This window comes from Pandoraea vervacti, assembly GCF_000934605.2.
GTDB lineage: Bacteria > Pseudomonadota > Gammaproteobacteria > Burkholderiales > Burkholderiaceae > Pandoraea > Pandoraea vervacti.
Window position 1 is genome coordinate 1,589,175 of the sequence record NZ_CP010897.2, and the last position, 25,041, is coordinate 1,614,215.

Here is a 25,041-nt window from a genome sequence, read left to right on the forward strand (position 1 = left end):
GTCGCGTGACAACGTTCGGGATGACGTCATGGGTTCCTGGTTCGACTACACGATCAATGGACTGATCGTCGGCAATATCTATGCGCTGCTCGCCGTGGGGCTGGCGTTGATCTTCGGCGTTTCGCATCTGATCAACTTCGCGCACGGTTCGGTCTATTCGGTTGGCGCGTTTCTCGGATGGGTCGCCGTCACTTACGCGCACACGCCGCTCGCGGCAACCCTCGCCATCGTCGCCATCGGCTGCGCCTTGCTGGGTGCAGCCATCGAGCGGCTGGCGTTGCGTCCGCTTCAGAACGCGCCGCGCATCGCGCCGTTGCTAGCCACCATCGGCGTATCTATCGTGATCGATCAGTGTGTGCAGCTCGGCTTCGGCGCCGACCCGCGCGCGTTGCCAAATCCATTGCCGGACTGGCGGCTATCCATCGGCGGCGGCAGTATCGGCGCACTCGATCTGCTGATCGCCGGTGTCGGCATCGGAACGGCCGCCGTGCTCTTCGGTTTTCTGCGGTTCACGCGACTGGGCTGGGCGGTGCGCGCCACGGCGCAGGATCGTGACGCGGCACGTCAGATGGGCGTCGATGTCGACGTCGTCAACAGCACCGTGTTCGCGATTGCCGGGGCATTGGGCGGCGTGGCCGGTGTGCTCGTCGGCATGTACTACAACAGCATCGATCCGTCGATGAGCTATCAGGCAACGCTCAAGGGCGTGGTCGCGCAGGTCATCGGTGGTGTCGGCAACGTGCCGGGGGCGATTGCCGGAAGCCTGCTGCTCGGTGTCATCGAAAGCTGGGGCGTGGGCCTGCTCGGGTCGAGTTACCGAAATCTGTTCGCCTATGTGTTGCTGATCGTCGTGCTCGTGTGGCGTCCCAACGGGTTGTTCTCGCGCGCGGCGTCGCGTGCGCCCGAACCGCTGACGGGCACCTTCATCGCACCAAGCCGCCCGGTGGTCATTCGTGCGCGCTGGTGGGTGGTCGCGTTCGTCGTGGCGGCGCTCCTGCCGTTAGCGCCGGGGGCCATCGTTGGCGACTACTTGCTGCGCACGCTCACGAATGCCTGGCTATATGGCTTACTGGCGTTGTCGCTCACGGTCGTCGCCGGCACCGCCGGACAGGTATCGCTCGGGCAGGCGGCGTTGCTCACCATTGGCGCGTACGCCTCGTCGCTGTTGGCGCTCGACGCCGGATGGCCGGTCGTCGCGGCCATTCTCGTGGCGAGTCTCGTGACGGGCGTGATCGGTGCGTTACTTGTGTGGCCCGCTTTCCGGTTGCGGGGCCATTACGTCTCGATTGCCACGCTCGGCATTGGCGAAATCGTGGCGCTGGTCGTGCTCAACGGCGGCAATTTCACACGCGGTCCTATCGGGGTGGCGGGCATTCCGCCGCTGTCGCTGGGCGGCTACGACGTGCTCGACGTTCGCGGCCAGTACTGGATTTCGCTCGCAGTTCTGGGGGTGTTGTCGCTCACGCTCTGGCGATTGCTCGGCTCGCATCTCGGACGCACCTGGCGCGCCATGCGCGACGACGATGTGGCGGCCCGCGCGCAAGGCATTGCGCTCGATCGCTACAAGGGGCTCGCGTTCGGCGTTGCCGGGGCGGTCGCCGGCATGGGCGGCGCCATCATGGCGCACGTGTTTTCCTACATCAATCACGAGACGTTCACGTCGCAGGTGTCCGTGCTGGCCATCACGATGGTGATTCTCGGCGGACTCGGCAATCTCGCCGGCGCCGTACTCGGCGCACTCGTGCTCATCGGTCTGCCGGAGTGGTTCCGCGCGCTGGCGGACTACCGCATGCTGATTTACGGACTGGCGCTGTTGCTGCTGATCCGCTTTCGTCCTCAAGGTCTGCTGGGAACCCGCTGATGGCCTCACTACTACAGATCGACGGCCTGACGCGCCGTTTCGGCGGGCTGACGGCGCTCGCACCGTTCACGCTTCAGGTGAACGAGGGCGAAATCGTCAGCGTGATCGGCCCCAACGGGGCGGGCAAGACGACCTTGTTCAACGTAATCAGCGGTGCCGATCGCCCGGATGGCGGGCGTGTGACGCTTGCCGGACAGGACATCACGGGCTGGGCGCCCGAAGCGGTGGCGCGTGCAGGTCTCGCGCGCACGTTTCAGCATGGGCGTGTCTTCGCCAACCTGTCGGTGCTCGATAACGTGCTTGTCGGCGCGCACACGAAACTCCGGGCGGTGATTCCGCGGCAGGGGTTCGCGCGCTGGCTGGGACCGGTCGCGGAACTGGTGCTGGCGCTCGTGCGTCCGCGCGCGGTTCGCGTGGAAGCCGCGCAAATGCGTGAGCAGGCGTTGGCGCTGATCGCGCGCTTCGGCGAGCGTCTGACACCTCGTGTGGATCATCCGACGCACAGTCTGTCGTACGCCAACCGACGACGTGTCGAGATCGCCCGCGCGCTCGCGTCGCAGCCGCGCATTCTGCTGCTCGACGAGCCCACCGCAGGGATGAACCCGAGCGAGACAGCGCAAATGCAGGCGCTCATCGCGCAACTGAAGTCGGAGGGGCATACGATCCTGTTGATCGAGCACAAGCTGGAGATGGTCATGGCCTTGTCCGACCGGGTGATCGTCATGGACGACGGTCACAAGATCGCCGAAGGCCTACCCGAGCAAGTGCGGCAGGACCCGCGCGTCATCGAGGCTTACCTCGGCACGCGTTATGCGCAAGGGGCAGCAACGGCGGCGCGTGCAGATGTCGGGAGCGACGTGGCGAGGGAGGCTGCATGAGTCTGCTGGAACTGTCGGGCATCGACACTTACTACGGGCCATCGCAGGTCCACTTCGATCTCGGCTTCTCGATTGACGAAGGCAAGATCGTCTGCCTGCTCGGCGGGAACGCGAGCGGCAAATCGACGACGATGAAAATCGTTCTGGGTCTGCACGCGCCGCGTCGCGGCACCGTGCGCTTTGCCGGTGAGGACATTACGGGATGGAAGACGCCCGCGATCGTGCGTCGCGGGGTCGGGTCCGTCCCCGAAGCCAGACGGCTCTTCGGCGCGATGACCGTGCGGGAGAACCTGCTGATGGGCGCGTATTCCCGGCGGGGCAAGGCAGCGATTCAGGACGACTACGAACGCATGCTGTCGCTGTTTCCTCGCCTGAAGGAGCGCCTGACGTTTTCGGCTGGTTCGCTCTCCGGCGGCGAGCAACAGATGGTCGCCATGGCGCGTGCCCTGATGGGGCGCCCCCGGCTGCTGTGCATGGACGAGCCGACGATGGGGCTCTCACCCCGCTATGTCGATCACGTGCTGTCATTGATTCAGACCGTCAACGAAAGCGGCGTGACGGTGTTCATGGTTGAGCAGAACGCCAATCTGGCGCTTGCGATTGCGCACGACGCCTATGTCCTCCAGGCAGGCCGCATCGTTCTGCATGGCAACGCGCGGACCTTGCTCGACGATCCGCGGGTTCAGGACGCCTACCTCGGCGGGAATCCGGCCACCACTGTCAATTGAGTTTTGGGCCGGCGCGATGATGGCGACGTTGCCTGCACCGCCCCGGCCCCGCGTCGCTACCGCACGCGCAGCCCCCATAGCGCGTCGAGCACGTGCCGGGTCGAGCGCTCGATCGGCCCGGCTGCATGGGCGATCCCGAGTTCACGCCATAACGCCGGGCGCAGGGCGCGCATGGCAATGCGCTCGTCGTTGTGCGGCGTCGTCGCCTCGTGAGGCAGCAGGGCGGCGCCGTAGCCCGCCGCGACGAGACTCTTGATCGCGTCGTTGTAGTTCAATTCGATGCGAGGCGTCGGGTGATGGCCGGCCGCCGCGAACCACTCGGCGGTCTGCCGCGACAGTCGTGTCGTACTGTCGTTCAGAATCAGCGGTTGCGCCGCCAGCCAGTCGGGCGTCACGTTTCTAAGCGTTGCCCAATGCGCCGGCAGGAACGCCATCACCGGATCGCGACGCCATTGTTTGATCGTCAATCCCTTGACCTGCGGCTGCGGCAGCGCAACGAGGCCAAGGTCCAGTGCACCCCGATGCAGGCGACTCAACGTCTCCTGCGACGTGAGGATCGCGACCTGCACGTCGATATCCGGATGATCCAGACGCAGGCTTTCCAGCGCCTGGGGCAAGATGTGCGCAATCGCGCCCGTCGACGCGCCGATCCGTACCCGGCCCGCCAGCCCTTTGGCATGGCGTTCGATGTCCTCCAGCGTGCGCTGCGCGTCGGCAAGCAGGCGCCGTGCGCGCTCGACGAGCGCCTCGCCTACGGAGGTGGGCCGCACATGCCCGCGCTTGCGTGTGAGCAACTGGGCGCCCACGCGCGCTTCCAGATCCGAGATGTGAAGGCTGACGGTGGGCGGCGAGAGATGCAGGGTCTGCGCCGCGTCGGCAAATGAGCCGCTGTCGGCCACGGCGACAAGGGTCTTCAATCGGTCGAGACTGATCTCTCTCATGGAATGTCCTTGATTCAGAAAAGTTGAATTTCATCTTCATGAAATTCAACTTTTTTTATTCGGCTCGTGGCGTGAAGATATCACTTCCACAAGGTTCACGACCGATTCGCGAGGCATTCGACATGGCTTCTCCGCTGATTTTCATCGATGGCGATCAAGGCACCACGGGCTTGCAGATTCACGAGAAGCTGCGTGGGCGCACCGACATTGCGCTGCTCACGCTCCCGGACGCGCATCGCAAGGATCCGCTGCGGCGCGCGCAGGCCATCAACGAGTGCGATATCGCCATGCTGTGCCTGCCGGATGCTGCGGCGCGTGACGCGGCAGCGTCCATCGTCAATCCCCGTGTGCGCGTGATCGACGCGAGTTCGGCGCACCGCACCCATGCCGATTGGGTGTACGGCTTTCCCGAGATGGTGAAGGGCCAGGCAGCGCGCGTGGCCGAGGCCCGTCGGGTCACCAACCCGGGCTGTTATCCGACGGGGGCCATCGCGCTATTGCGCCCGCTGCTCGATGCCGGATTGATTCCGCGTGACTATCCGATCAGCGTGAATGCCGTATCGGGCTATTCGGGCGGCGGGCGCGCCAGCGTCGAGGCGCACGAGGGGCCGGGGGCAATGAATCGCTCGCAGTTTCGCGTCTACGGGCTGGAGCTCGCGCACAAGCACCCGCCGGAGATCGTGAAGCACGCGGGACTCGCGTTTCGTCCGATGTTCGTGCCGTCGTACGGCGCGTATCGGCAAGGGATCGTGCTGACGATTCCCCTGGAGACCCGTTTGCTGAGCCCCGGCGTGGATGGCGTCGCGCTACACGATTGCCTTTCGGCGCACTATGCCGACGAGACCTTCGTGAAGGTCATGCCGATGCAGGCGCCGGGCGTTGTCAAACAGCTCGATCCGGAAGCGCTGAACGGCACGAATCTGATGCAACTGAGCGTATTTTCGAACGACGAAAACGGTCAGATCCTGCTGGCGGCCGTGTTCGATAACCTCGGCAAAGGCGCATCGGGCGCGGCGGTTCAGAATCTGGATCTGATGCTCGGGCTGTGAGTTGCCCGTGTCCGGCGCGCAGGCTCACGCGCCGCTCACTCGACCCCCATGTGCTCCCGATCGTTGGTTTCGCGGATGAGCGTTCGTAGCGCGCGCTCGCGCAGACGCTGACCTACCATCCGCCGGTCATGCGTGGTCACCATCAGTCGCCCATCAAGCGCCGTCAGTCGCCACGCAATGCTGCCGCCTGACGTTTCCACAAGGTCCAGGGGCGCTCCATGACACCGAGATTGGTTTGCGTGGAGCGCTGGCCTTCCTCTTCGGTGAGGTAGGTCACTTCACCGCCGAGCGCGATGGCCTTCGACTGCATGCCCGCGTTCAGTTCGGTGTAGATCGCCCGGTAGACGGCGGCAGGCAGCGACGGTGCGCTCGCCACGAAACCGTGGCCGCGCATGAGCGCGACATCCGAGTCGCCCAGCGATTCGGCCAGCGCCTTGCCTTGCTCGCTGTTACGCACGAGCATGTCCGTACAACCGAAGCAGTGGCGGATGTCGAACACCGGCGCGCCGCTGCCGAGAAAGCCCGCCATGTGATACACCGGGCGCAGCCGCACGGACGATGCGGCAAACGGGATGACCGACGGCGAATGGCTATGCACAATGGCCTTGACGTCGGGGCGGGCCCGATAGATCTCGCTGTGTATCCACGTTTCCAGATAGCGCTTGCGCGTGTCGCCATCGACCGGCTGGCAGTCGAAGTCCAGCGTGAGGATGTCGTCCGGCGAGACAAGCTCAGGGGCCATCGACTGGGCAATGAGGAAGTGCGCGGGATTGCGCGGATCGCGTACGCTGACATGGCCGAAGCCGTCGAGCACGCCGTGATTGGCGAGGATGTGATTGGCGGCAGCCAGGTCTTCGCGCAGCTGCGCGATCGTCATCGCGTCGTGTTCGGTGGCGGCAGGGGTGTAGGGGGCGTTGGCTTGCATGATGATGTTGGCGACGGGGAGTCGAAAAGGTTGAAACGTCGAGGCGGCGTCAAACGCGGACCGCGGCCCCGACCTCGGGGGGAAACAGTTCGTCGGCCTGCATGGCGCGGTGGCAGACGCCTTGCTCGAAGGCAAAGCGCAGGAAAGCGTCGAGCGTGACGCGATTGGGCGCGACGCCGTACGGCCACGGATCGCTGCCGAACATTTCCCTTGCCTGTGCGGCGCGCTGGCTCATCCACGGCAACGGAAAGTGCGAACAGGTAATGTCGTCGAGCCGGGCGAGGCTGGCGTCCTTGGCCTGTGTGAAAGCCTTCACGAGATGGTTGGCGATCCAGCGGTTCGCGGTGAAGATCTCGCGACGCATTACGATCAGATGCATGATCGGGAAAATGCCGGTGCGCGCGAAGTACTCGCGCTCGGCCGTCTCGAAGTCGGGCAACAGTCGCACGATGTCCTGCTCGCGCCCTGGCGGCGGGGCCGGGGGGCGCGCACTGAGAATCGCGTCGATCTCGCCGTCGAGCAGCATCGCCGTGAGCGACTTGTCCGGCGACGCGCGGTAGCGCACCCCCTCGGGCATGCGCACGGCGACCTTCTCGCGACGTCCCGCCTGATTGACGCCCGCCTGCACCCACTCGACATCGGAGAGCGCCACGCCCTGATCGTGCGCGAGCCAGCCGCGCGAGTAGACCGACGCCGTCTGCGCCCACTCGGGAACGCCGATGCGCTTGCCGCGCAACGCGGCGGGCGATGACACGTTGCCGTGCGCGCGCACATAGAGCGACGACAGGCGGAACACCCGCGAGGGAAAGACCGGCAGCCCGATCAGACGGTCATCGCCCTGCGAGCGCAGCGACGCATACTTCGCGAGCGACATCTCCGAGAGATCCCACTCCTGAAAATGCGTCGTGCGGTAGAAGATCTCTTCGACCGGCAACACCGACGGCACGAGGTCGATGCCTTGCGCCGCGACGCGCCCGTCGAGCAGATCGCGCACGTGATCGTAGTCGTTCACGGCGAGCGAGAGGGTCAGTTTGTTCATGAAACGTTCCGAAGCAATTCCAGACGGAGGGAGCCGACGGGACTCAGTGACCGAAAGCGGGCGCCTTCGGCAGGTTTTCGGGCCGCGCGACGAGGAACACCAGGGCAGCGGCCGTGACGAGGGCGGCGCCCAGGACGAAGAACATCGTTCCCGCACCGCCGGTGGCCTGTTGGAGGACGCCCGCAATGGCCGGGCCGCACATGGCGCCCACACGGGCGATGCCGAGATAAAGACCCACGCCCGTGCTCCGAATCTCGGTCGGATAGCTCACGGCCACGAGGTTGTTGAGCACGGTCTGCGTGCCGATCACGAACATGCCTGCGACCACGATGCCCACGAATGTCACCGAGCCCCCGGTGATCGTTGCCAGCACCCCGATGGCCGCCGCGCCGCACAGCCACGCGAGCGACATCGCCAGACGCCGGTTGCCGATACGGTCCGCGACCACGCCAGTGAGCAGGCTGCCGAACGCCGAGGCGAAGACCAGCAACGAGCCGTACGCAAAGCTCGTCGAGAGGTTCTCGCCGCGCTTGAGCATGATCGTGGGCAACCAGCCCGACAAACCGTACGACGAGAAAAGCGAGAGCGCGCCCATCGACCAGAGGCAGATCGTCTGACGTCGGAATTCGGGCGAGAAGAGGGCGGCGACCGAACCGGCCTTCACGCCGGCGTCGGCAGACGTGAAGGTCGCGTCGGCAAACTCGTTCGCCCGCGCGGGCCATAGACGGCGCAACTGGGCACGCACTTCGTCCTGTCGTCCGCGGCTCGCGAGAAACGAGACCGACTCCGGCAACACGAATTGCAGCGCGAGCGCCAGCACGACCGACAGCGCGCCCACGTAATACATGCTTTGCCAGCCGTATTGCGGGATGAGCCATGCCGCAATGAAGCCGGACGCCGTCGCGCCACCAATCCAGCCGCAGGAAAAGAACACGATGGTGAAGACGTTCGCGCTGCGCTTGGGGGCGATTTCGTTGATGTAGGTGACCGCCACCGGCATGAGCAGGCCCAGTGAAATGCCCATGACGAAGCGCAGCGCGATGAAGGCGCGCAGATCGTGGGCGAACAGGGCGATGGCCAGACTCATGACGCCCGAGAGCCAGATGCCGGCGAGCAGCACGCGGCGACGTCCGATGCGATCGCTAAACGGCCCCGAGACGGCGGATCCGACGGCAAAGCCTGCCAGCCCGCAGGACAGCAACAGGCCGATCTGACTGGGCGAGAGACGCCACAACGCAGTGACGTCGTGAACGATGTAAGCGGCGTTGTACAGATCGAAGCCGTCGAACAGCAGGATCAATGCGAGCAACGTCGCCAGTCGGAAATGGAATGCCCCCAGCGGGGCCGATTGGAGCGCGTCTCGAACGTCGATGCGTACAGGCGCTCGCGAGGGTAGGTCCGGTGTCATGCGTTGTCTCCGTTGGCGCGACCTGTCGACCCACGGCCGAACCGGGGTGCAGTGTCTTTGTGATGTTTGCGGAGACGACTTTACTGATCGGTTTTTTGTTTATCAATATTGATTTTTAAAGTCAATATGAATGTGGCAAGATGTGCTGCGGCACTGTCGTAGTGCGCTGAAAAACACCGATGAGGCAGACGATGACGCAGCAAACCGACCTGATGACGCGCGAAGAGGTGCTCGCCATGCTCGACATCAAACCGGCCACGCTTTACGCCTATGTGAGCCGGGGACTGATTCGTGCGCGGCCGCACGAGGATGGCCGCAAGAGCCTGTACCTGCGGCGCGACGTCGAGCGCCTGGCCACCCGCAAGCGCGGGCGCGCGCCGACCGGGGCGGTCGCCGAATCCACCATGCGTTTCGGCGATCCGGTGTTGCACTCGGCCATCACGCAGATCACGCCGCACGGCCCGCGCTATCGCAACCGGCTGGCCATCGATCTGGCGAGCGGCGGGGCGTCGTTCGAGTCGGTCGTGCATTTACTGATGACCGGCATCTGGCAGGACAGCATCGCCGAGTGGCCGATGCAGGAGACGCCAACCGATGTGCTGCGTTTCCTCTCGACTTACGACGCTCAGGTCGCGAGCGCGGACATCGGCAATTTGCTGGGGATGGTGCCGTTCGCACTGGCCATGCACGGGCGCGGCGCGCGGGAGCTGGCCGACGGCGCCGCGGTGCAGGCGGCCCGGGCGATGTTGCATTGCATGGTCGGATGCGTGGGATTTCTTGGCCCGCAACAGCGGTTCGTCGCGCGCGAGCGCAACGAGAACATCGCCGCGCATTTGCTGCGCGCGGCAGGAAGCGTGGTGACCAACGCCAGGCTGCGCGCGATGAATGCCGCGCTCGTGGTGCTGGCGGACAACGAATTGGCGCCGGCCACGTTTTCTGCCCGTGTGGCAGCGTCGACCAACGCCGATCTCTTCGGTTGCGTCGCGGCGGCCATCGGGTCGCATATCGGCTTCACGACGGGCACGAGTACGGAGAAGATCGAGACCCTGTTGTTTTGCGAGCCGTACGACGCGCTCGACACCCGCATCGATCGTGTGCGCGAGTACGGCGCGAGCCTGCTTGGGTTCAATCACCCGTTGTACCCCGGCGGCGATGCACGGGCCGACCTGATGATGCAGATCGCGGGCGAATTGATGCGTGAGACCGACGACGTCACCATCGACGAGCATCGGCGCAGGAACACGCGTCTCACGCTCGATTTCCTCGAACGCATGCGCACCGAACTGAACGCCCACGCCGGTCTGGCGACCGGGCTGGTGGCGCTCGCCCGGGCACTGGGATTGCCCGACGGCGCCTCGACCGCGATGTGGATCATCGGTCGCTCGGCAGGCTGGGTCGCGCATGTCATGGAACAACGCACCCAGGCCTTCATGCTGCGCCCGCGGGCGAAGTATGGCTTCGGCGCGCCGGTCGACGCCGAGACGTTCGGCGCGTTTGAGGCGCCGGCGTCGTCGTTGGCCGCGCGGTAAGAATCGTCGCCACGCGCCTTAGCGCGTCAATGCATCGGCTCGGACGGGGCTTCGTTTTCGAACGTGCGAAAGCGCCACCCGAACCACACTGCCAGCATTCGGATGACGAAGCCGACGACAAAGCCGACGCCTGTCGCCACACCGTTCGGTACCCCGAAATGCAGCATCGCGACATACATGGCACCGGCGATGACGGCCACGCTCGCATACATCTCCCGGCGCAGCACCAGCGGCACCTGTCCGCACAGCAGATCGCGCAGCATACCGCCGCCAATGCCCGTCAGCACCCCCGCAAGCACCACGATGACCGGACTCGTGCTCACGGTCATGCCGATATCGCACCCAAGAATCGTGAACGCGGCCAGGCCGATGGCGTCGACCGTGATGAACGTCATGCGCAGTTTGTGCACGTGGCGCGCGACGATGGATGCCAGCGTGGCCGCGCCCAGCGTGAGCAGCAAGTACTCGGGGTGTGCAATCCAGACGAGCGGGTGGTGGCCGAACAGCACGTCGCGGACGGTGCCGCCGCCCAGCGCCGTGACCATGCCCACGAAGGCCAACCCGAAGCGGTCCATGCCTCGCTGCATCCCCATGATGGCGCCCGACATCGCTTCCGTGACGATCGCGACCAGGTAAAGCGCGTAGAAGATTTCCGTTTTCATGATGTCCCTTGCCGTGCCGGGCGAATATACCACTTCAAGCGTTTTTGACCGCGTCTTGCTGCGTTTTCCAGTCGCAGAACTGTGATTTGTGCAAGTTCTCGCGACCCGCTGGCGGTGCGACACTGCTGTCGGAGAAACGACAAATGGGCAGAAGCGGCCCCGAACGCCGCCCAAACCCCTTAAACTCTCAACCTCCTGTGATCTTGCAGGTCTCGCCAAACCCGTTCCATGATCCAGTTCATCCGCCGCAGGCCTTACCTGATTACCAGCGTCGTCGTGCTCGTCGTTCTCGTGGCGCTCGGCCTTCGCAGTCTCGCGAGCCCGAAGCCACCTCAGTACCTCAGCGCGAGCGTTGAGCGCAGCGACCTCGAGAACACCGTGCTCGCCACCGGCACGCTACAGGCGTTTCAGCAAGTGGACGTGGGTGCGCAGGTCAGCGGGCAGTTGAAGTCGCTCAAGGTCAAGCTCGGCGACAAGGTGACGAAGGGCCAGTGGCTCGCGCAGATCGATCCGGTGCTCGCACAGAACGCGTTGCGTCAGGCGGAGGCCGACGAACAGAACCTCCAGGCGCAAAAGCGCTCGACCGCAGCGCAATTGAAGCAGGCCGAACTGGCCTTCGCCCGTCAGCGCCAGATGCTGCCCGACGATGCGACGTCACGCCAGGACTTCGAATCGGCGCAAGCCACGCTCGACACGCAGCGCGCCGCACTTGCCGGTCTGGACGCACAGATCCGCAAGGCCGGCGTGGCCATCGAATCGGCACGCGCGAACGTCGGCTACACGCGCATCGTCGCGCCGATCGACGGGCAGGTCGTCGCGATCGTGACGCAGGAAGGCCAGACGGTGATTGCACAGCAACAGGCGCCGGTGATTCTGAAGCTGGCCGATATGGACACGATCACCGTGAAGGCGCAGGTCTCGGAGGCCGACGTGATTCGCATCTCGCCGGGCCAGACCGCGTACTTCACCATCCTCGGCGACCCCGACAAGCGCTACTACGGCAAGCTGCGCGCGATCGAACCGGCGCCGCAGAACTTCCTCGACACGCAGAGCACGCTTGGCGGCGGGGCGACGCGAAACAACACGGCCGTGTTCTACAACGCGCTGTTCGACGTGCCCAATGCCGATCATCGTCTGCGCATTTCGATGACGGCGCAGGTCAATGTGCTGCTGGGCACGGCGAAACAGGCGCTGAGCGTGCCGGTCGCGGCGCTGGGCAAGAAGATCGGCCCGGACCGCTACGAAGTGCGTGTACTGGACAAGGACGCCAAGGACGGCCGGGCGGTGACGCGTCAGATCGTCACCGGCCTGAACAACAATGTGCGCGTCGAAGTGCGAGAAGGGCTCTCGGCGCACGAGCGTGTCGTGATCGGCGAGGCGGGAGATACGCCACCGGCGCAGACCGACGCGTCATCGGGCGCCGCCCGGTAAATGCAGCCGAGGAAGTCGAGCGTCATGACTCAAGCCTCCCATCGAATGCCCCGACAAGTGGGTCAGACGTCGGCGGACATTGACCCCGCCGTCGCGAGCATCGAGGGCGTCAACGCGCATCCGATGCTCGAACTCACGGGCATCACGCGCCGGTTTCCGGCCGGCGAGCGGGACGTCACCGTGTTGCGCGACGTGCATCTCACCATCGAAGGCGGCGAGATCGTTGCGATCATGGGGGCGTCCGGGTCGGGCAAGTCGACGCTGATGAACATTCTCGGGTGCCTCGATCATCCGAGCGAAGGTAGCTATCGCGTGCTTGGCCGCGAGACCCACGACCTGGACGCCGATGCGCTGGCCCAACTGCGTCGGGAGCACTTCGGATTCATCTTCCAGCGCTATCACCTGTTGCCGCACCTCGACGCTGCGTCCAACGTGGAGATGCCCTCCGTCTATACCGGCACGCCCCATGCGGCGCGGCGCACGCGCGCCATCATGCTGCTCGAACGACTCGGGCTGGCGGAGCGCACGGCGCATCGTCCCAGTCAGTTGTCCGGCGGTCAGCAGCAGCGTGTGAGTATCGCGCGGGCGCTGATGAACGGGGGCGAGGTCATTCTGGCGGACGAGCCGACCGGTGCACTCGACACGCGCAGCGGCAAGGAAGTCATTCGCATCCTCAAGGAACTCAACGCGCTGGGCCACACCGTCATCATCGTGACGCACGATGAGTCGGTGGCGGCGCACGCGCGTCGCATCATCGAAATTCGCGACGGCGAGGTCGTGGACGACCGCGAAAATACGCCGATCGATATCGCGCCGGACCTGACACCGGCGCACGAGACGTCGCAGGAAGGGGGCGAGGGCGAGACGTCGGCGGGGGCGACAGCGTCGACGCCGGCAGCAACGGCAACGGGCGCGGCAACGGCAGGGACGGGCGACCCGGCGTCGGTGAACGCCAGCCATGGCGGGGCGATCCCCCCGCGCCGCTGGACGGGCGGCATCGACCGGTTCGCCGAGGCGTTCCGCATGGCGTGGATCGCGCTGATCTCGCACCGCCTGCGCACGTTCCTGACGATGCTCGGCATCATCATCGGCATTACGTCGGTCGTGTCCATCGTCGCCATCGGCGAGGGGGCGAAGCGCTACATGCTTGCCGAGATCGGCAGCATCGGCACGAACACGATCAACATCTATCCCGGCAAGGACTGGGGCGACAACCGGGCGACGGCGATTCAGACGCTCGTGCCGGAAGACGCGCTGGCGCTCTCGGAACAGATCTATGTCGACAGCGCGACGCCGGAGACGGCGCGCAGCCTGCTGCTGCGTTACCGCAACGTGGACGCGAGCGCGATGGTCACGGGCGTGGGCGAGCACTTCTTCCAGGTGCGTGGCCTGAAGATCGCACAGGGCATTGCCTTCGGCGCGGATGAGGTGCGGCGTCAGGCGCAGGTGGCCGTCATCGATCAGAACACACGGCGCAAGCTGTTCGGGGCGAACCCGAATCCGCTGGGCGAAGTGATTTTCGTGGGCAATCTGCCGTGCGTGGTGATCGGCGTGACGGTCGAGAAAAAGAGCGCGTTCGGCGAGACCAAGAGCCTGAACATCTGGGTGCCGTACACGACGGCAGCCGGGCGGCTGTTCGGTCAGCGCAACGTCGACAGCATTACCGTGCGGGTGCGCGACGGCCAGCCGAGCAAGGCCGCGGAGAAGAGTCTCGAGACGCTGATGACGCAGCGTCACGGGCGTAAGGATTTCTTCACCTACAACATGGACAGCGTGGTGAAGACGGTGGAGAAGACGAGCCAGTCGCTGACCCTGCTGCTCTCGCTGATTGCCGTGATTTCGCTCGTCGTGGGTGGCATCGGCGTGATGAACATCATGATCGTGTCGGTGACCGAGCGCACGCGCGAGATCGGGATTCGCATGGCGGTGGGGGCGCGTCAGAGCGACATCATGCAGCAGTTTCTGGTGGAAGCCGTGATGGTGTGCCTGATGGGCGGCGCCATCGGTATCGCGCTGTCCTTCGGGGCGAGCTTTCTGTTCTCCCTGTTCGTCGAGAAATGGAAGATGGTGTTTTCGATGGGGTCGGTGGTCACGGCGTTCCTGTGCTCGACGCTCATCGGCGTGGTGTTCGGTTTCATGCCCGCGCGCAATGCCGCGCGGCTCGATCCGGTCGAAGCGCTTGCGCGTGATTGAGGGATTGCCAGATGACCAGAATGACAGCGACCGCTCGCAATTCGTCTGAATCGTTGGACTCGACGGATTGTTCAGATTCGTCAGGTTTGTCGGCGCCGACGATATCGTCGACCTGGCCGGTCCATGGCCTGCGCCGCTCGGCGCTCGCACTGGCGAGCGCGGCGGCGTTGCTGGCGGGCTGCGCCGGTGTGCGTCACGATCCGCTGCCGGCGGTGCCGGTGCCCGCGCAATGGGCGGGAGCACCGATGACCGGTGCGCCGTCCGACGCGTCGGCCAGCGCGAGCAACACCGCCAGTGCGACCCGTGTGGCGACGATCGCGCCCGCGTTCTGGCGCGCCTTCGGCGACCCGGTGCTCGACACGCTCATCACCGACGCCCTGGCCGTCAACAACGATCTGGCCGCGGCGGGCATTCGTGTCTACCGGGCCCAATTGCAGGCCGGATTGGCCGATACGAACCTGACGCCATCGGTGACGGTGGGCGGCACCGGCACCGTGTCACGCACGCTCGACACGCATGCGATGGCGCGCAAGGGCACCTTGCAGGCGACGGCGTCTTACGAGCTGGACTTGTGGGGCAAGCTCGCGGCGCAACGCGACGCAGCGCGCTGGGAATATGAGGCGACCGACGCCGATCGCGAGGCCGCGCGCCTGTCCCTGATCGCCACGACGGCGCAACTCTACTGGACCATCGGTTTCCTGAACCAGCAGATTGCGAACACGCAGAGCAACATCGTCTACACCGAGCGCATTCTGGCGCTGGTGCGCTCGCGTTATGCGGCCGGTGCGGTGTCGGGGCTGGATGTCGCGCAAACGGAGGGAAATCTGGCGGACCAGCGCGCCACCCTGACGCAACTGGTACAGCAGCGCACCGAGAACCGCAACGCGCTCGCGATTCTGTTCGACCGTCCGCCGGAGCAGGCGGCGGCGGAACCGTCGGTGCTCCCCACGCAAGCGTTGCCCGATGTGCCTGCCGGTTTGCCCGCAGCGTTGCTGGGGCGCCGTCCCGATCTGCGCGCGTCGGAGTTGCGTTTGCGCGGCACGCTGGCCAACGTCGATATCACCCGCACGAGTTTCTATCCCACCTTTACGCTGACCGGGCAGCTCGGCACGACGAGCGCGTCGCTGGAGCGCGTGTTGCAGAATCCGGTCGGTTCGCTGGGGCTGGGGCTGGCATTGCCGTTCATCCAGTGGAACACGATGCAGTTGCAAATCAAGGTGTCGCAGACGCAGTACGAGGAAGCGGTGGTCAACTTCCGCAAGAGCCTTTTCACGGCGCTCAGCGAGGTCGAGAATGCGTTGTCCGCGCGTGAGCAATTGACGCTCGAGAGCGAACAACGTGTCCTGTCGCTCACGCAAGCCCAGCGCGCGGAGACGCTGCTGCGCTCACGCTATCAGGCCGGCGCTATTGGTGTGCAACCGTGGCTGGAACAACTCAGACTGTTGCGTGCGGCGCAAACGGCCGATGCACAGACCCGTCTGAGTCGTTTGAACAACCGTATGACGCTTTACAAGGCGCTGGGTGGCGCGGGGAACGCCTCGGATGTGACCCCGCCGCCAGCGGGCTGAAACGTTCGCCTGAACTGACGTCCTGAAACGACTGACGGAAGCGCGCGGATGTCGCAATCACACTACCTTGCCGCCGCCAGCGCTTCGTTATCGAACGCGATGGCGAAGGCCGCACTCGGGCGCGCCATGCAACGATCGACCCAGGCATCGATGACCGGATCCCCCGGCTTGCCCATCCAGGCAAAAGCGGAGTGCAACAGCAGATCGGCAGCCGTAAACCGCTCCCCAACCAGGTAGGTGCGGTTCGTCAGCGCTGCGCGGAGTCGGCCAAGGGCCTCCGCTTTGGTCCGAAAGGTTCGGACCAGCAGCGGATGTTGCAGCCCGGCAAAGTCCACCGTGATGACCGGCTCCAGCACGCCGGCGTACCAGGCGAACCAGCTGAGATAGGCGCCGCGCTCTGGATGGTCGGGGGCAAGGGCCAGATCGTTCGCCGGGAAGCGTTCGGCAAGGTACTGGATGATGGCCGCTGACTCCCAGACCTGCACATCGCCGTCTACCAGCAGCGGCACCTTGCCCTCCGGATGCGGATTGCGAGTGTCATGACCGCCGGAGCCGTCCATACGCTCGATACCGACGACCTGGATCTTGACCTCGTCAAGTGCGCCCAACTCGTGCAGCAATGCAACGACACGCGTGGAGCGGCTGCGGGGGGCGTGGAAAAGCGTCAGCATGGCGAGATCCTTGGGTGAGTTATCGACAGGCGACCAATTTAGCTTGCTTTCCTGACAAAAAATGTCAGTAGTGCTTTGACGGGTTCGGCCAGTTCGGTGGCCCGTATGCGCGATGCGGGGCGGGCGGCCAAATCACGTTGGACTTGCCAACGATATTAGCCCTTTCGGCAACGCTGGTTTAGAATTCGACGTTCCTTCGAAAGAACCGTCATGGCCGAAGCCATGGAAGGCTTTCATTCTTGCAACCCAGTGTGGCGAAGATGAGCGAGCCTTTCATTTCTCTGTGCCCCGAGATTACGCGGGCAAATGCATTCCATTTGATCGACTGGCTCGAAGACGAGAGCGTCGTGCGCTATCTGAGCGATTCGCGTCATGTTTCCCGGTCCATCGAGCAAGTCGTCCAGCGGGTCCAGCTACCGATTCTCACCCATGTGTTCAATCAGGGCGGTCGGTTCTTCATGGCCTATGACCGGCACGACGAACCCGTCGGGTTCGTGCGCCTCGTCAGGACGGGACAGGACTGCGAGATCGTCCTTGTCATCGGCAATCGCGATAACTGGGGCCGCAAGCTCGGTGCCAGCGCCCTGCGAGAAGGCATGAAGTTCGCCTTCTTCGACATGCGCGCCGAGAAACTCATTGCCAGGATCCACACGGAGAATGCGCGCTCGCTGGGGACGTTCCTTCGCTGCGGGTTCGTGCTTGAGCGCGAAACGTCGGCGATGAAGTCGTTCGCCATGACCTCTGAGCGATATCTTCAGCGTCTGCGAGCGGGGCGCATGGGTGCGTCGTCCGAGATCTACATCACCGAAATCGACCAGACCCGGCTGCGCCGCCTCGTTGCACTGGAACCCGGCCCCGACACGGTCGATCTGGCGCATGAGATCGAGCGCGCCGTTGTCGTGGATTCGCGGCAGGTGGATGGCGACGTCGTCACGATGAACTCACGAGCCCGGCTGCGGCTGGATGACGACGCCATGGAGGTGGATCTCGTCTATCCGGATGACGCCGATGGCAGCGCCGATAAGCTATCGGTTTTCTCGGACGTCGGTTCGGCGATCCTCGGCTACCGGGAAGGGGATGCGATCGATTGGCGGATTCATCACCGGACCCGCCGCATTCGCGTCGAGAAGGTGCTTTATCAGCCCGAAGCCGCAGGCGACTTCCACCGATAGCCGCCGGCGCATCCCCCGCCGTATCGGATGATCAGACGTATCAGACGTATCAGATGTATCAGGCGGTCGCCGCCTCGACCACGGGGGCCTTCGGCAGGGTAATCGTAAAGGTTGTGCCCACGCCGACCTGACTGGCCACGTCGATCGTGCCCTTGTGGAATTCGATGGCGGCGTAGACCACCGCCAGACCGACACCCGAGCCGTCTTCCAGCACCGCGTTGCTGCGCGAGCGGAACGACATCTGGAAGATATCCTTGAGTTCGTCGGCAGGGATGCCGGTACCGTTGTCGCGCAAGGTCACCTCGAACGCTTCGCCCTTGTCCGACAAACGCATGTCGATGGCAGGCTGTGCCAACGTGTACTTCGTGGCGTTGCTCACGAGATTGATGAATGCGTGGAACAGCACGTTGCTGTCGCCGATCATGCGGCTGTCGATGCCTGCCGGAGCCTGCACGGTGATTGTCGCGTTCGGGAACATGTCCGAGCCGACGCCGCGCACGTCTTCGAGCAGCGCCAGCAACGACAGCTCCGTGCGTTTGCCGAACTTCGGATCGTCCAGCGACGCACTTTGCGCCGCGTCCAGCCAGTTCTGAATCAGGTTGTTCAGCTTGGCCACCGCTTCCCGGATCTTCGTATAGCGCGGGCTCGAGTCCGTCTCTTCGTTGCGCGGATTGAGCAGACGCTGCGCGTGACCGTCGATGACGCTGAGCAGCGTGCGAAACTCATGCGTGGCCATCGAACGGAACGTCTTCTGGAAGTTGTTCAGACGTTCCTCGTTCGCCAAGGCACGCTGCAACATCGTGTTCTTTGCCGTGGCAAGCTTCTGGTTGCGCACCAGCGACGCCGTGCTTTCCTGAATCTTCGCCAGCGTTCGGGAAAGCGTGCCGATCTCGTCGCCGCGCGAGAGCCACGGCAGGCGCAACTTGTCCTTGCCGCCGACCGCATTTCCGGCCATCCGGATCAGGTGCGTCAACGGGCGGAGAATCACCGCGTCCACATAGACCAGGCACAGCAGCGTCACCACGATCATCGCGGCGATCAGCGCGTCGATTTTGAGCAGATGCCTGCGCGCATCGGTGTTCTTCGCCTCGACGTCCCGGATCAGCGATTCGGTGCTACGAAACACCAGGGCGCCGAACGTGCTGTTCGCCTGCGCGTATTTGGCGCCGGACTCGCCTCGATAAAACCTCGCAGCGTCGTTCAGCTTGCCGCTCTGCGCGAGTTGAAACACCTGATTTGCCGCCCGGCGGTACTGCGCCCACTGCGACTGGAATTTTGAGAAGGCCAGACGGAATTCGTCGTGCACCAGCACCTTCTGGTAACGCTCCGAGGCGACCTTGATCTTTTCGTCGAACTCGGCCGCCGCCGTACGAATGTCCGCGAACGCCTCGGGAGACATCGGCGCAAGCGCTTCGGACTCGACCGTGCGGAAATCCGAGATGTAATCGTTGAGTTCTTCAAGGACGCTCAAATTCTCGATCTGCGCGCGCTCGGCGGCGATGGCACGTTGCTGCGCCGAATCGACCTGATAGTGCACCGCGATACCGACGGCGATCATCGCAGCGAGACACAGCGCGAGCAGGAGATACATCCGTCCCCGGATCGGGAGCGGCGCACCGGAGGACGTTGCAGCAGGAGAGGAGGATGCTTTCGACATGCGAGATAAGCCCGGCGCGGCGACGCACTCAGAGCGCAATAATGTTGAGCAGGGCGGCGCGAACCACAGCTTCCGTGCGCGTGGCGACGTTCAGCTTTTCGCGGGCGTTATCGATGTGGAAGTCCACGGTGCGCTTACCCAGATCGAGAATGATCGAAATCTCGGCCGACGTCTTGCCGCGCGCCGACCATTGCAGCACTTCCACCTCGCGCTTGGTGAGTCCGAACGGCAGTGGCGTGCCTTCCGGCGCTTCGTCATGCTCGGTGTACTTGCGGATCACCGTGTGGAGCACGTCGAAGTCCACGGGTTTGAGCATGTATTCGTCGGCGCCGGTGCTGTGCCCGCGCATGATCGATTCCTTGTCGGCGTTACCTGTCAGGAAGATGAACGGAATCTTGCGCTCGCCCTGAATGATGCCGCGGGCGCTCTCCAGAAACTCGAAGCCCGTCATGCCGGGCACGTTCACGTCGCACACGATGATGTCCGGCATGAAGGCGGCAAGCGTTGCCAGTGCGGCCGAAAAATCGTGCGCCACTTTCACGACATAACCCCGATCCGTCAGATCCTCGCGAATCAGGTCGGCCGAATCAGGATCGTCCTCGATGCAGAAAACTTTGATAGGAGATGACATTCCGCTGGCCCCGATTTTTCTAATGGAATAGTGAAATCGTACTAAAAAATGACTCGACGACGAAATTTCGCAGAAATATGTGCCGGTAACATGTCGCGCACACGCCATCGAGGCGTTCTCGTCCAGTAAGAAAGGGGCCGCTGGGGCGGTCCTTGCCGGGACGCCTTCGTCATGTCTCGGCCAGAACTGGAACGGAGCAGACAAGCGAATCGGGCATAAAACTCGGAAATGCCATAAGCGAGGGCTCGATCCTATCCGACGGTCACCCGGGCGCCGTCGGCAGTACGATCATGGCCCGATCGCACGACGATAACTTCGGCTAAGATGCTGTCATCGACGTCGTGGCCGATGCGATATCTCCAAGAGCGAGGCCGTAGCAGCCCGCCATTCCCTTGATCCGGCAACCATGCGACCTGGCAAGGCATTGCGACGCCTGCACACCTGTGTTTTCAGCGGACTCGCCGCTGCGGCGCTCATGAGCGCAGTGGCCGCCCTCGCACAGCCGCCCCAATACACGAACGACGCCGAACGGATGGGCGCGGCGATTGCCTCTCCCGAGGGCGTCGGGCAGGTGCTCGATCGCCTCGTGCAGAAATGCGGGCTGTACGACGAGGCGACCCGAACACACGGCGCGCGTGCGCTGCAGGCGTGGCAGGCACGGCATCGCGACTATCTGGCCGAGGGGCAGCGCGTACGCGCGGAGCTCAAGGCCGTCTACACCGACCCTGAGGCGCGCCAGCGCTTCGACGACCTCCTGACCCGCCAGTTTCCCATGCTCGTCGAGCGGCAGTTCGTCGTGTATGCGAACACCATCGACGACCAGCCGACACCGGCCGCCAAGGCTGAGTTGTGCGACGGCTATTTCAAGGCCGTCGATGACCGTCAGTTCGATCTCACCGTCAACGATCCGGCGCTCGCCGCATTCTTCGACAAGCGTATTGCCGAGCGCATGTCCTCCGGCAACTCGCCGGTGAGCAAGTAGCGCATCAGGTCCGCCACGGGGCGAATGCGTTCGCCAAACGGCAGCGGGTCGCGTCCACGGAAAAAGAGTCCTCGGGCGACATCGCCGCGCACGGCCTGCGCGAGCTTGAGGTCGATGCAAAACTGACCGATGCGCGCGACGCCGTCGCGCAGCCCGCACGCCTGCAGGCAATCGAAGCCTTCGAGGCACTGCCGCATCCTGGCCTTTGCCTGTAACGCCGCTTCGCGCGAGAGGTACTTTCTGAGCCACGGCGTGAGCACCGCGCGCGCGGGAAGTCCGGCGACGCTGGTGAACTCGGCGATGTCTTCCGGGCGTGCGGTGGCGAGCACTTCCTTGAACGCGGGATGCGCATCCGATTCTTCGGTCACGGCGAAGGCGGTGCCCAGTTGCACGCCCGCCGCGCCTTGGTCGAGCCAGTGCCGCACGTGCTCGTGACGATGGATGCCGCCCGCCACGATCAACGGCACGCGCGTCCATTCGATACCCAGCGAGGCGTATACCTCGCGGCATTCGTCCAGCACTCGCTCGAACGAGAATCGCGCATCCCCCAGGTCCTCGATGCGCGAGGCGCCCAGATGCCCGCCCGCGTGCGCCGGATGCTCGATGACGATGGCGTCCGGCAATCGACCTTTTTTCATCCACTTGCGCAACACGAGACTCACGCCGCGCGCATCCGAGAGGATCGGGATCAGGGCGACGTGGGGATGCGACGCGGTCAGTTCCGGCAGATCGAGCGGCAGGCCCGCGCCCATGACGATGGCGTCCGCCCCGCTTTCGCACGCCTGTCGCACCAGCGCCGCGTGTGCGCTCACGGCCTTCATCACGTTCACGGCGATGAGTCCGTTGCCGTCGGCGATGACTTTCGCGGCGCGGATTTCGCGCTCCAGCGCGATCAGGTTGACGGCTTCGATCGCGGCCTTGTCGCGCGTGCCTTCGACTTGCGCGAGCAGGTCGGGATGGTGATGGCGCAGGTCGATGCTCGCGATCGTTCCCATGCCGTTATGTTTCGCGACCGTGCCCGCGAGCCGGTGCGCGGAGATGCCGATGCCCATCCCGCCCTGGACTACCGGTACCAGTTGGCGGCCCGCCAGTGTCAATTGCGCGTTCATGTCAGTTCCGTTCGTCGAGAAGTGCCGGCGCACACGGGCTTGCCATCGGGCGTGCAGCCAGTATGCAGCCGAGGTGTGGCCGAGGTGCGGCGAAGCAGTGGCCGAAGGCCGACCGCGACGGCAGTCTCGCACTCATGCGGGGAACCGATGTTGCGATGGGTCAAGCCCGCGCGCGCTCAGGCGGCCTCATCGCTGCGGCATGGCGTCGCAGTGCGAGGGGCCGTGCCCAGTGCAATGCCGCCAACGATGAGCGCGAGTGCGATCCACACGTCCAGTCCCAGCGACTCGCGCAGTATCGACGCCGAGGCCAGCGTGCCGACGACAGGCACGCCGAGCAGGCCGAGCGACGTCACACCCGCCGGCAACCGGCGGGTGACGACGCCCGCGAGCCAGTAGGCGATGCCGCCGCCGATGACGCCGCCATACGACAGCAATCCGGCGAACCCGGCCCAGCCGATGATGTGGGGCGCACCGTCGACGGCGAACGCGATCGTGCACAGGATGACGCTGGCGAGCAGCAGTTGCCACGGGCTGAGTTCGAATGGACCGCTGATCCATCGGTGGGCTCGCATGTGAACGATGGCGACGGCCCACACGAATGCGGCGAGCAGCACGAGGGCATTGCCGAAGACCGCGTGGCGGTCGTGCCAGTCGAACGCCGCCGGGTTGAACATCACCGCCAGCCCGAGCAGTCCGCACGCCAGTCCGAACACGCGTCGCCGGGTGAGGGCTTCACCGAGCCACAGCCGGGCGGCAGGCATCACCCACAGCGGCGTGGTGTAGGCGAGCACGGCGGAGCGCCCTGCCTGAACGTATTGCAGGCTGAGCGCAACGAGCAGTGAGAACACCGCCATATGCAGCAGCCCCACGCTGACGATGACCGGTAAATCGCCTCGTTTGGGCAGGACCAGACGCCGGGTGAGGGCGCAGATCACGAACAATGTCGCCATGCCGACGACCGAGCGCAGGGCGGCGCTCCACCACGGCGAGACGTGCGCGAGCAACGCCTTGCTGACCGGCCAGTTCACGCCCCAGGCCACGATGACGATAGTGAACAGCAGGCCGGCGTGCGAGCGCATGGAGGCGCGGTTCGGGGCAAGACGTTGCGGACGGGGCGGCAGGTTCACGTGCCGGGGCTCCATAGTGAGATTGAAGGGAGATGGAAGCGAGGTGGAAGCGGGATCGAGGCGTGAAGGACGGACGAAGTACGGATCAAGCGCGGATCAAGCCAGGATCAGGCGCGCCGTCAACCCGTCAGCGCGAGACGCCGCACGTCATTGCATCACGCCATCACCCCAGCAAAGTAAGGCAGGCGTGGCGCGTCGAAAAGCACCAGACGTGAGGGAAAAATTGGTGCCAGGACGTGGCGGTGGGGAAGCTGTCGGGAGGCGGTCGGGCGGTCGGGTGGGCGGCGGGCGTTCGGCGATGTCACGGCGCCACCTGCCGGGCCGCCCACGACGGCGAGGGACGTGGGGGACCGGCGGTGACCGGCCGTGATTGAGCGCTAGCGGAAATGCCGGGAATGCCGGGAAGCGTGGGGCTCGCGCGCCTCAAGCCTTCGGCGGCGTGCCGCTAAGCTTCATGCACAGTCCGCGCAGGAAGACGCGCACGCCGTCGCCCTTGCCCAGTTGGGGGCGGTGACGAAACACGTCGTAGTCCACGGCTTCGATCATGTCGAGAATACGCAGGCCGCCGTGCACCACGCAGCACAGTTCCAGCCCGAAGCGGCCCGGCACCCGATTGGCGAGCGGCGCGCCGCGCAGCATCATCTTGCGGGCGAAGTCGACTTCGTAACGCATGAGTGCGCGCCACTTGTCGTCGTACTTTTGCGCGCCGATGTCCGCGTCGGACACGCCGAAGCGCGCCATGTCGTCTTGCGGCAGATACACGCGCGCCTTACGCCAGTCGACTTCCACGTCCTGCCAGAAATTGATCAGTTGCAGCGCCGAGCAGATATCGTCGGAGCAGGCAATGTTCTCGGGCGTGTCGAGCTTGAACAGACCGAGCATGATGCGACCGACCGGGTCGGCGGAGCGCCGCGTGTAGTCGCGCAACTCCTCGAACGTGGCATAGCGCTTTTTCTCGATGTCCTGATCGAAGGCGCACAGCAGGTCGGAGAAGGGTTGCACCGACAGCTCGTGCTCGGCGATCACGCGCGCAAGCGCAGCGAATAGCGGCTTGTCGGGCGAGGTCGGCACGCCGGCGGCGATCTTGTCCAGTTCGGCCTGATAGGCGGCAAGCCCGGCATGACGCTCGGCGTTGGTGGCATCGCCTTCGTCGGCAATGTCGTCCGCCGTGCGGGCAAAGTTGTAGATCACGCCCACCGGCGCGCGCATCTCGCGCGGCAGCAGGACACTGGCAACCGGGAAGTTCTCGTAGTGCTCGATCTTGGCGTCGGAAGTCATCAGGCGGATGAAGCGGATGAGGCAAATGAAGACAATGCCGCCCGGGTCCCGCGTTTCGAATATCGGATGCCGGATATCGGGACGTTGCAGGGCATCGCCGGATATCGCATCGCCAGGCAGAATGACGCGAAACGATCCCGGGGCGGCGCTGAGTGCCCCGAGATTCTATGTCATCGCCCTGCATCCTGTCGGGAAAGTCACG

The 25,041-nt window shown here is 64.7% G+C and carries 21 protein-coding genes; 10 read left to right on the plus strand and 11 right to left on the minus strand.

Annotation, left to right across the window (positions count from 1 at the left end):
- The first annotated feature begins 28 nt into the window (after positions 1 to 28).
- Genes UC34_RS07190 through UC34_RS07200 form a run of 3 tightly spaced genes read left to right on the plus strand, consistent with a single transcriptional unit; the run spans position 29 to position 3,467 of the window.
- Entirely contained in the window at positions 29 to 1,861 is a 1,833-nt protein-coding gene (locus tag UC34_RS07190) for an ABC transporter permease (protein ID WP_044454965.1), read from the plus strand.
- The gene (locus UC34_RS07195; RefSeq protein WP_044454967.1) at positions 1,861 to 2,739 is read left to right on the plus strand and encodes an ABC transporter ATP-binding protein; all 879 of its coding nucleotides are present in this window, start codon (positions 1,861 to 1,863) and stop codon (positions 2,737 to 2,739) included. The genes UC34_RS07190 and UC34_RS07195 overlap by 1 nt, the downstream gene beginning before the upstream one ends.
- Positions 2,736 to 3,467 carry an ABC transporter ATP-binding protein gene (locus UC34_RS07200; RefSeq protein WP_044454968.1) on the plus strand — a complete coding sequence of 244 codons (732 nt, stop codon included), beginning with the start codon at positions 2,736 to 2,738 and terminating at the stop codon, positions 3,465 to 3,467. The genes UC34_RS07195 and UC34_RS07200 overlap by 4 nt, the downstream gene beginning before the upstream one ends.
- A 56-nt stretch (positions 3,468 to 3,523) precedes the next feature.
- Here the strand turns inward: UC34_RS07200 and UC34_RS07205 are convergent, their stop codons facing one another.
- On the minus strand, positions 3,524 to 4,408 hold the full coding sequence (locus UC34_RS07205) for a LysR family transcriptional regulator (protein WP_044454969.1): 885 nt from the start codon (positions 4,406 to 4,408) through the stop codon (positions 3,524 to 3,526).
- Positions 4,409 to 4,530: 122 nt separating this feature from the next.
- Here UC34_RS07205 and argC point away from each other — a divergent pair, with 122 nt between their 5' ends.
- Entirely contained in the window at positions 4,531 to 5,457 is a 927-nt protein-coding gene (gene argC / locus UC34_RS07210) for an N-acetyl-gamma-glutamyl-phosphate reductase (RefSeq protein ID WP_044457865.1), read from the plus strand.
- A 163-nt stretch (positions 5,458 to 5,620) separates the two neighbouring features.
- Here the strand turns inward: argC and UC34_RS07215 are convergent, their stop codons facing one another.
- The 3 genes from UC34_RS07215 to UC34_RS07225 are packed head-to-tail and all read right to left on the minus strand — an operon-like array spanning position 5,621 to position 8,829.
- Positions 5,621 to 6,382 (minus strand): class II aldolase/adducin family protein, encoded by a 762-nt coding sequence (locus UC34_RS07215; RefSeq protein ID WP_044454970.1) that lies wholly within the window; start codon positions 6,380 to 6,382, stop codon positions 5,621 to 5,623.
- 49 nt (positions 6,383 to 6,431) lie between these two features.
- Entirely contained in the window at positions 6,432 to 7,421 is a 990-nt protein-coding gene (locus UC34_RS07220; protein ID WP_044454971.1) for a substrate-binding domain-containing protein, read from the minus strand.
- Positions 7,422 to 7,464: 43 nt separating this feature from the next.
- Positions 7,465 to 8,829 carry an MFS transporter gene (locus UC34_RS07225; RefSeq protein WP_044454973.1) on the minus strand — a complete coding sequence of 455 codons (1,365 nt, stop codon included), beginning with the start codon at positions 8,827 to 8,829 and terminating at the stop codon, positions 7,465 to 7,467.
- Between the two features lie 191 nt (positions 8,830 to 9,020).
- On the opposite strand from UC34_RS07225, the gene UC34_RS07230 reads away from it, so the two are divergent.
- Positions 9,021 to 10,358 (plus strand): citrate synthase, encoded by a 1,338-nt coding sequence (locus UC34_RS07230; RefSeq protein ID WP_237165263.1) that lies wholly within the window; start codon positions 9,021 to 9,023, stop codon positions 10,356 to 10,358.
- Positions 10,359 to 10,384: 26 nt separating this feature from the next.
- On the opposite strand, the gene UC34_RS07235 is transcribed toward UC34_RS07230, so the two are convergent.
- Complete coding sequence (locus UC34_RS07235; RefSeq protein WP_044454975.1) at positions 10,385 to 11,020, minus strand: trimeric intracellular cation channel family protein; 636 nt, start codon at positions 11,018 to 11,020, stop codon at positions 10,385 to 10,387.
- Between the two features lie 228 nt (positions 11,021 to 11,248).
- Here UC34_RS07235 and macA point away from each other — a divergent pair, with 228 nt between their 5' ends.
- The 3 genes from macA to UC34_RS07250 all read left to right on the plus strand — a co-directional run bounded on the left by macA (position 11,249) and on the right by UC34_RS07250 (position 16,212).
- Positions 11,249 to 12,451, plus strand: coding sequence for a macrolide transporter subunit MacA (gene macA / locus UC34_RS07240; protein ID WP_044454976.1), 1,203 nt, complete (start codon positions 11,249 to 11,251; stop codon positions 12,449 to 12,451).
- A gap of 123 nt (positions 12,452 to 12,574) precedes the next feature.
- Positions 12,575 to 14,644: a MacB family efflux pump subunit gene (locus tag UC34_RS07245; protein ID WP_044457867.1), complete on the plus strand. Its 2,070-nt coding sequence runs from the start codon at positions 12,575 to 12,577 to the stop codon at positions 14,642 to 14,644.
- 86 nt (positions 14,645 to 14,730) lie between these two features.
- Positions 14,731 to 16,212: an efflux transporter outer membrane subunit gene (locus UC34_RS07250; protein WP_418303923.1), complete on the plus strand. Its 1,482-nt coding sequence runs from the start codon at positions 14,731 to 14,733 to the stop codon at positions 16,210 to 16,212.
- Positions 16,213 to 16,274: 62 nt separating this feature from the next.
- Here the strand turns inward: UC34_RS07250 and UC34_RS07255 are convergent, their stop codons facing one another.
- The gene (locus UC34_RS07255) at positions 16,275 to 16,883 is read right to left on the minus strand and encodes a glutathione S-transferase family protein (protein WP_044454977.1); all 609 of its coding nucleotides are present in this window, start codon (positions 16,881 to 16,883) and stop codon (positions 16,275 to 16,277) included.
- Between the two features lie 260 nt (positions 16,884 to 17,143).
- Here UC34_RS07255 and UC34_RS07260 point away from each other — a divergent pair, with 260 nt between their 5' ends.
- On the plus strand, positions 17,144 to 18,055 hold the full coding sequence (locus UC34_RS07260) for a bifunctional GNAT family N-acetyltransferase/nucleoside diphosphate kinase regulator (RefSeq protein ID WP_044454979.1): 912 nt from the start codon (positions 17,144 to 17,146) through the stop codon (positions 18,053 to 18,055).
- Positions 18,056 to 18,113: 58 nt separating this feature from the next.
- Here UC34_RS07260 and UC34_RS07265 read toward each other — a convergent pair whose 3' ends face one another.
- Both UC34_RS07265 and UC34_RS07270 read right to left on the minus strand, forming a co-directional pair.
- Entirely contained in the window at positions 18,114 to 19,712 is a 1,599-nt protein-coding gene (locus UC34_RS07265) for a sensor histidine kinase (RefSeq protein ID WP_084070425.1), read from the minus strand.
- Between the two features lie 28 nt (positions 19,713 to 19,740).
- Positions 19,741 to 20,343, minus strand: coding sequence for a response regulator transcription factor (locus tag UC34_RS07270; RefSeq protein ID WP_044454983.1), 603 nt, complete (start codon positions 20,341 to 20,343; stop codon positions 19,741 to 19,743).
- Positions 20,344 to 20,749: 406 nt separating this feature from the next.
- On the opposite strand from UC34_RS07270, the gene UC34_RS07275 reads away from it, so the two are divergent.
- Positions 20,750 to 21,325 carry a hypothetical protein gene (locus UC34_RS07275; protein ID WP_044454985.1) on the plus strand — a complete coding sequence of 192 codons (576 nt, stop codon included), beginning with the start codon at positions 20,750 to 20,752 and terminating at the stop codon, positions 21,323 to 21,325.
- Here UC34_RS07275 and UC34_RS07280 read toward each other — a convergent pair.
- The 3 genes from UC34_RS07280 to hpnC all read right to left on the minus strand — a co-directional run bounded on the left by UC34_RS07280 (position 21,226) and on the right by hpnC (position 24,839).
- A complete protein-coding gene (locus UC34_RS07280) occupies positions 21,226 to 22,434 on the minus strand; it encodes an NAD(P)H-dependent flavin oxidoreductase (protein ID WP_044454987.1) in 1,209 nt (402 codons plus the stop codon). The genes UC34_RS07275 and UC34_RS07280 overlap by 100 nt on opposite strands.
- Before the next feature lie 176 nt (positions 22,435 to 22,610).
- On the minus strand, positions 22,611 to 23,561 hold the full coding sequence (locus UC34_RS07285) for a DMT family transporter (protein WP_237165264.1): 951 nt from the start codon (positions 23,559 to 23,561) through the stop codon (positions 22,611 to 22,613).
- A 423-nt stretch (positions 23,562 to 23,984) separates the two neighbouring features.
- A complete protein-coding gene (gene hpnC, locus UC34_RS07290) occupies positions 23,985 to 24,839 on the minus strand; it encodes a squalene synthase HpnC (protein WP_044454989.1) in 855 nt (284 codons plus the stop codon).
- Between the last annotated feature and the right edge of the window lie 202 nt (positions 24,840 to 25,041).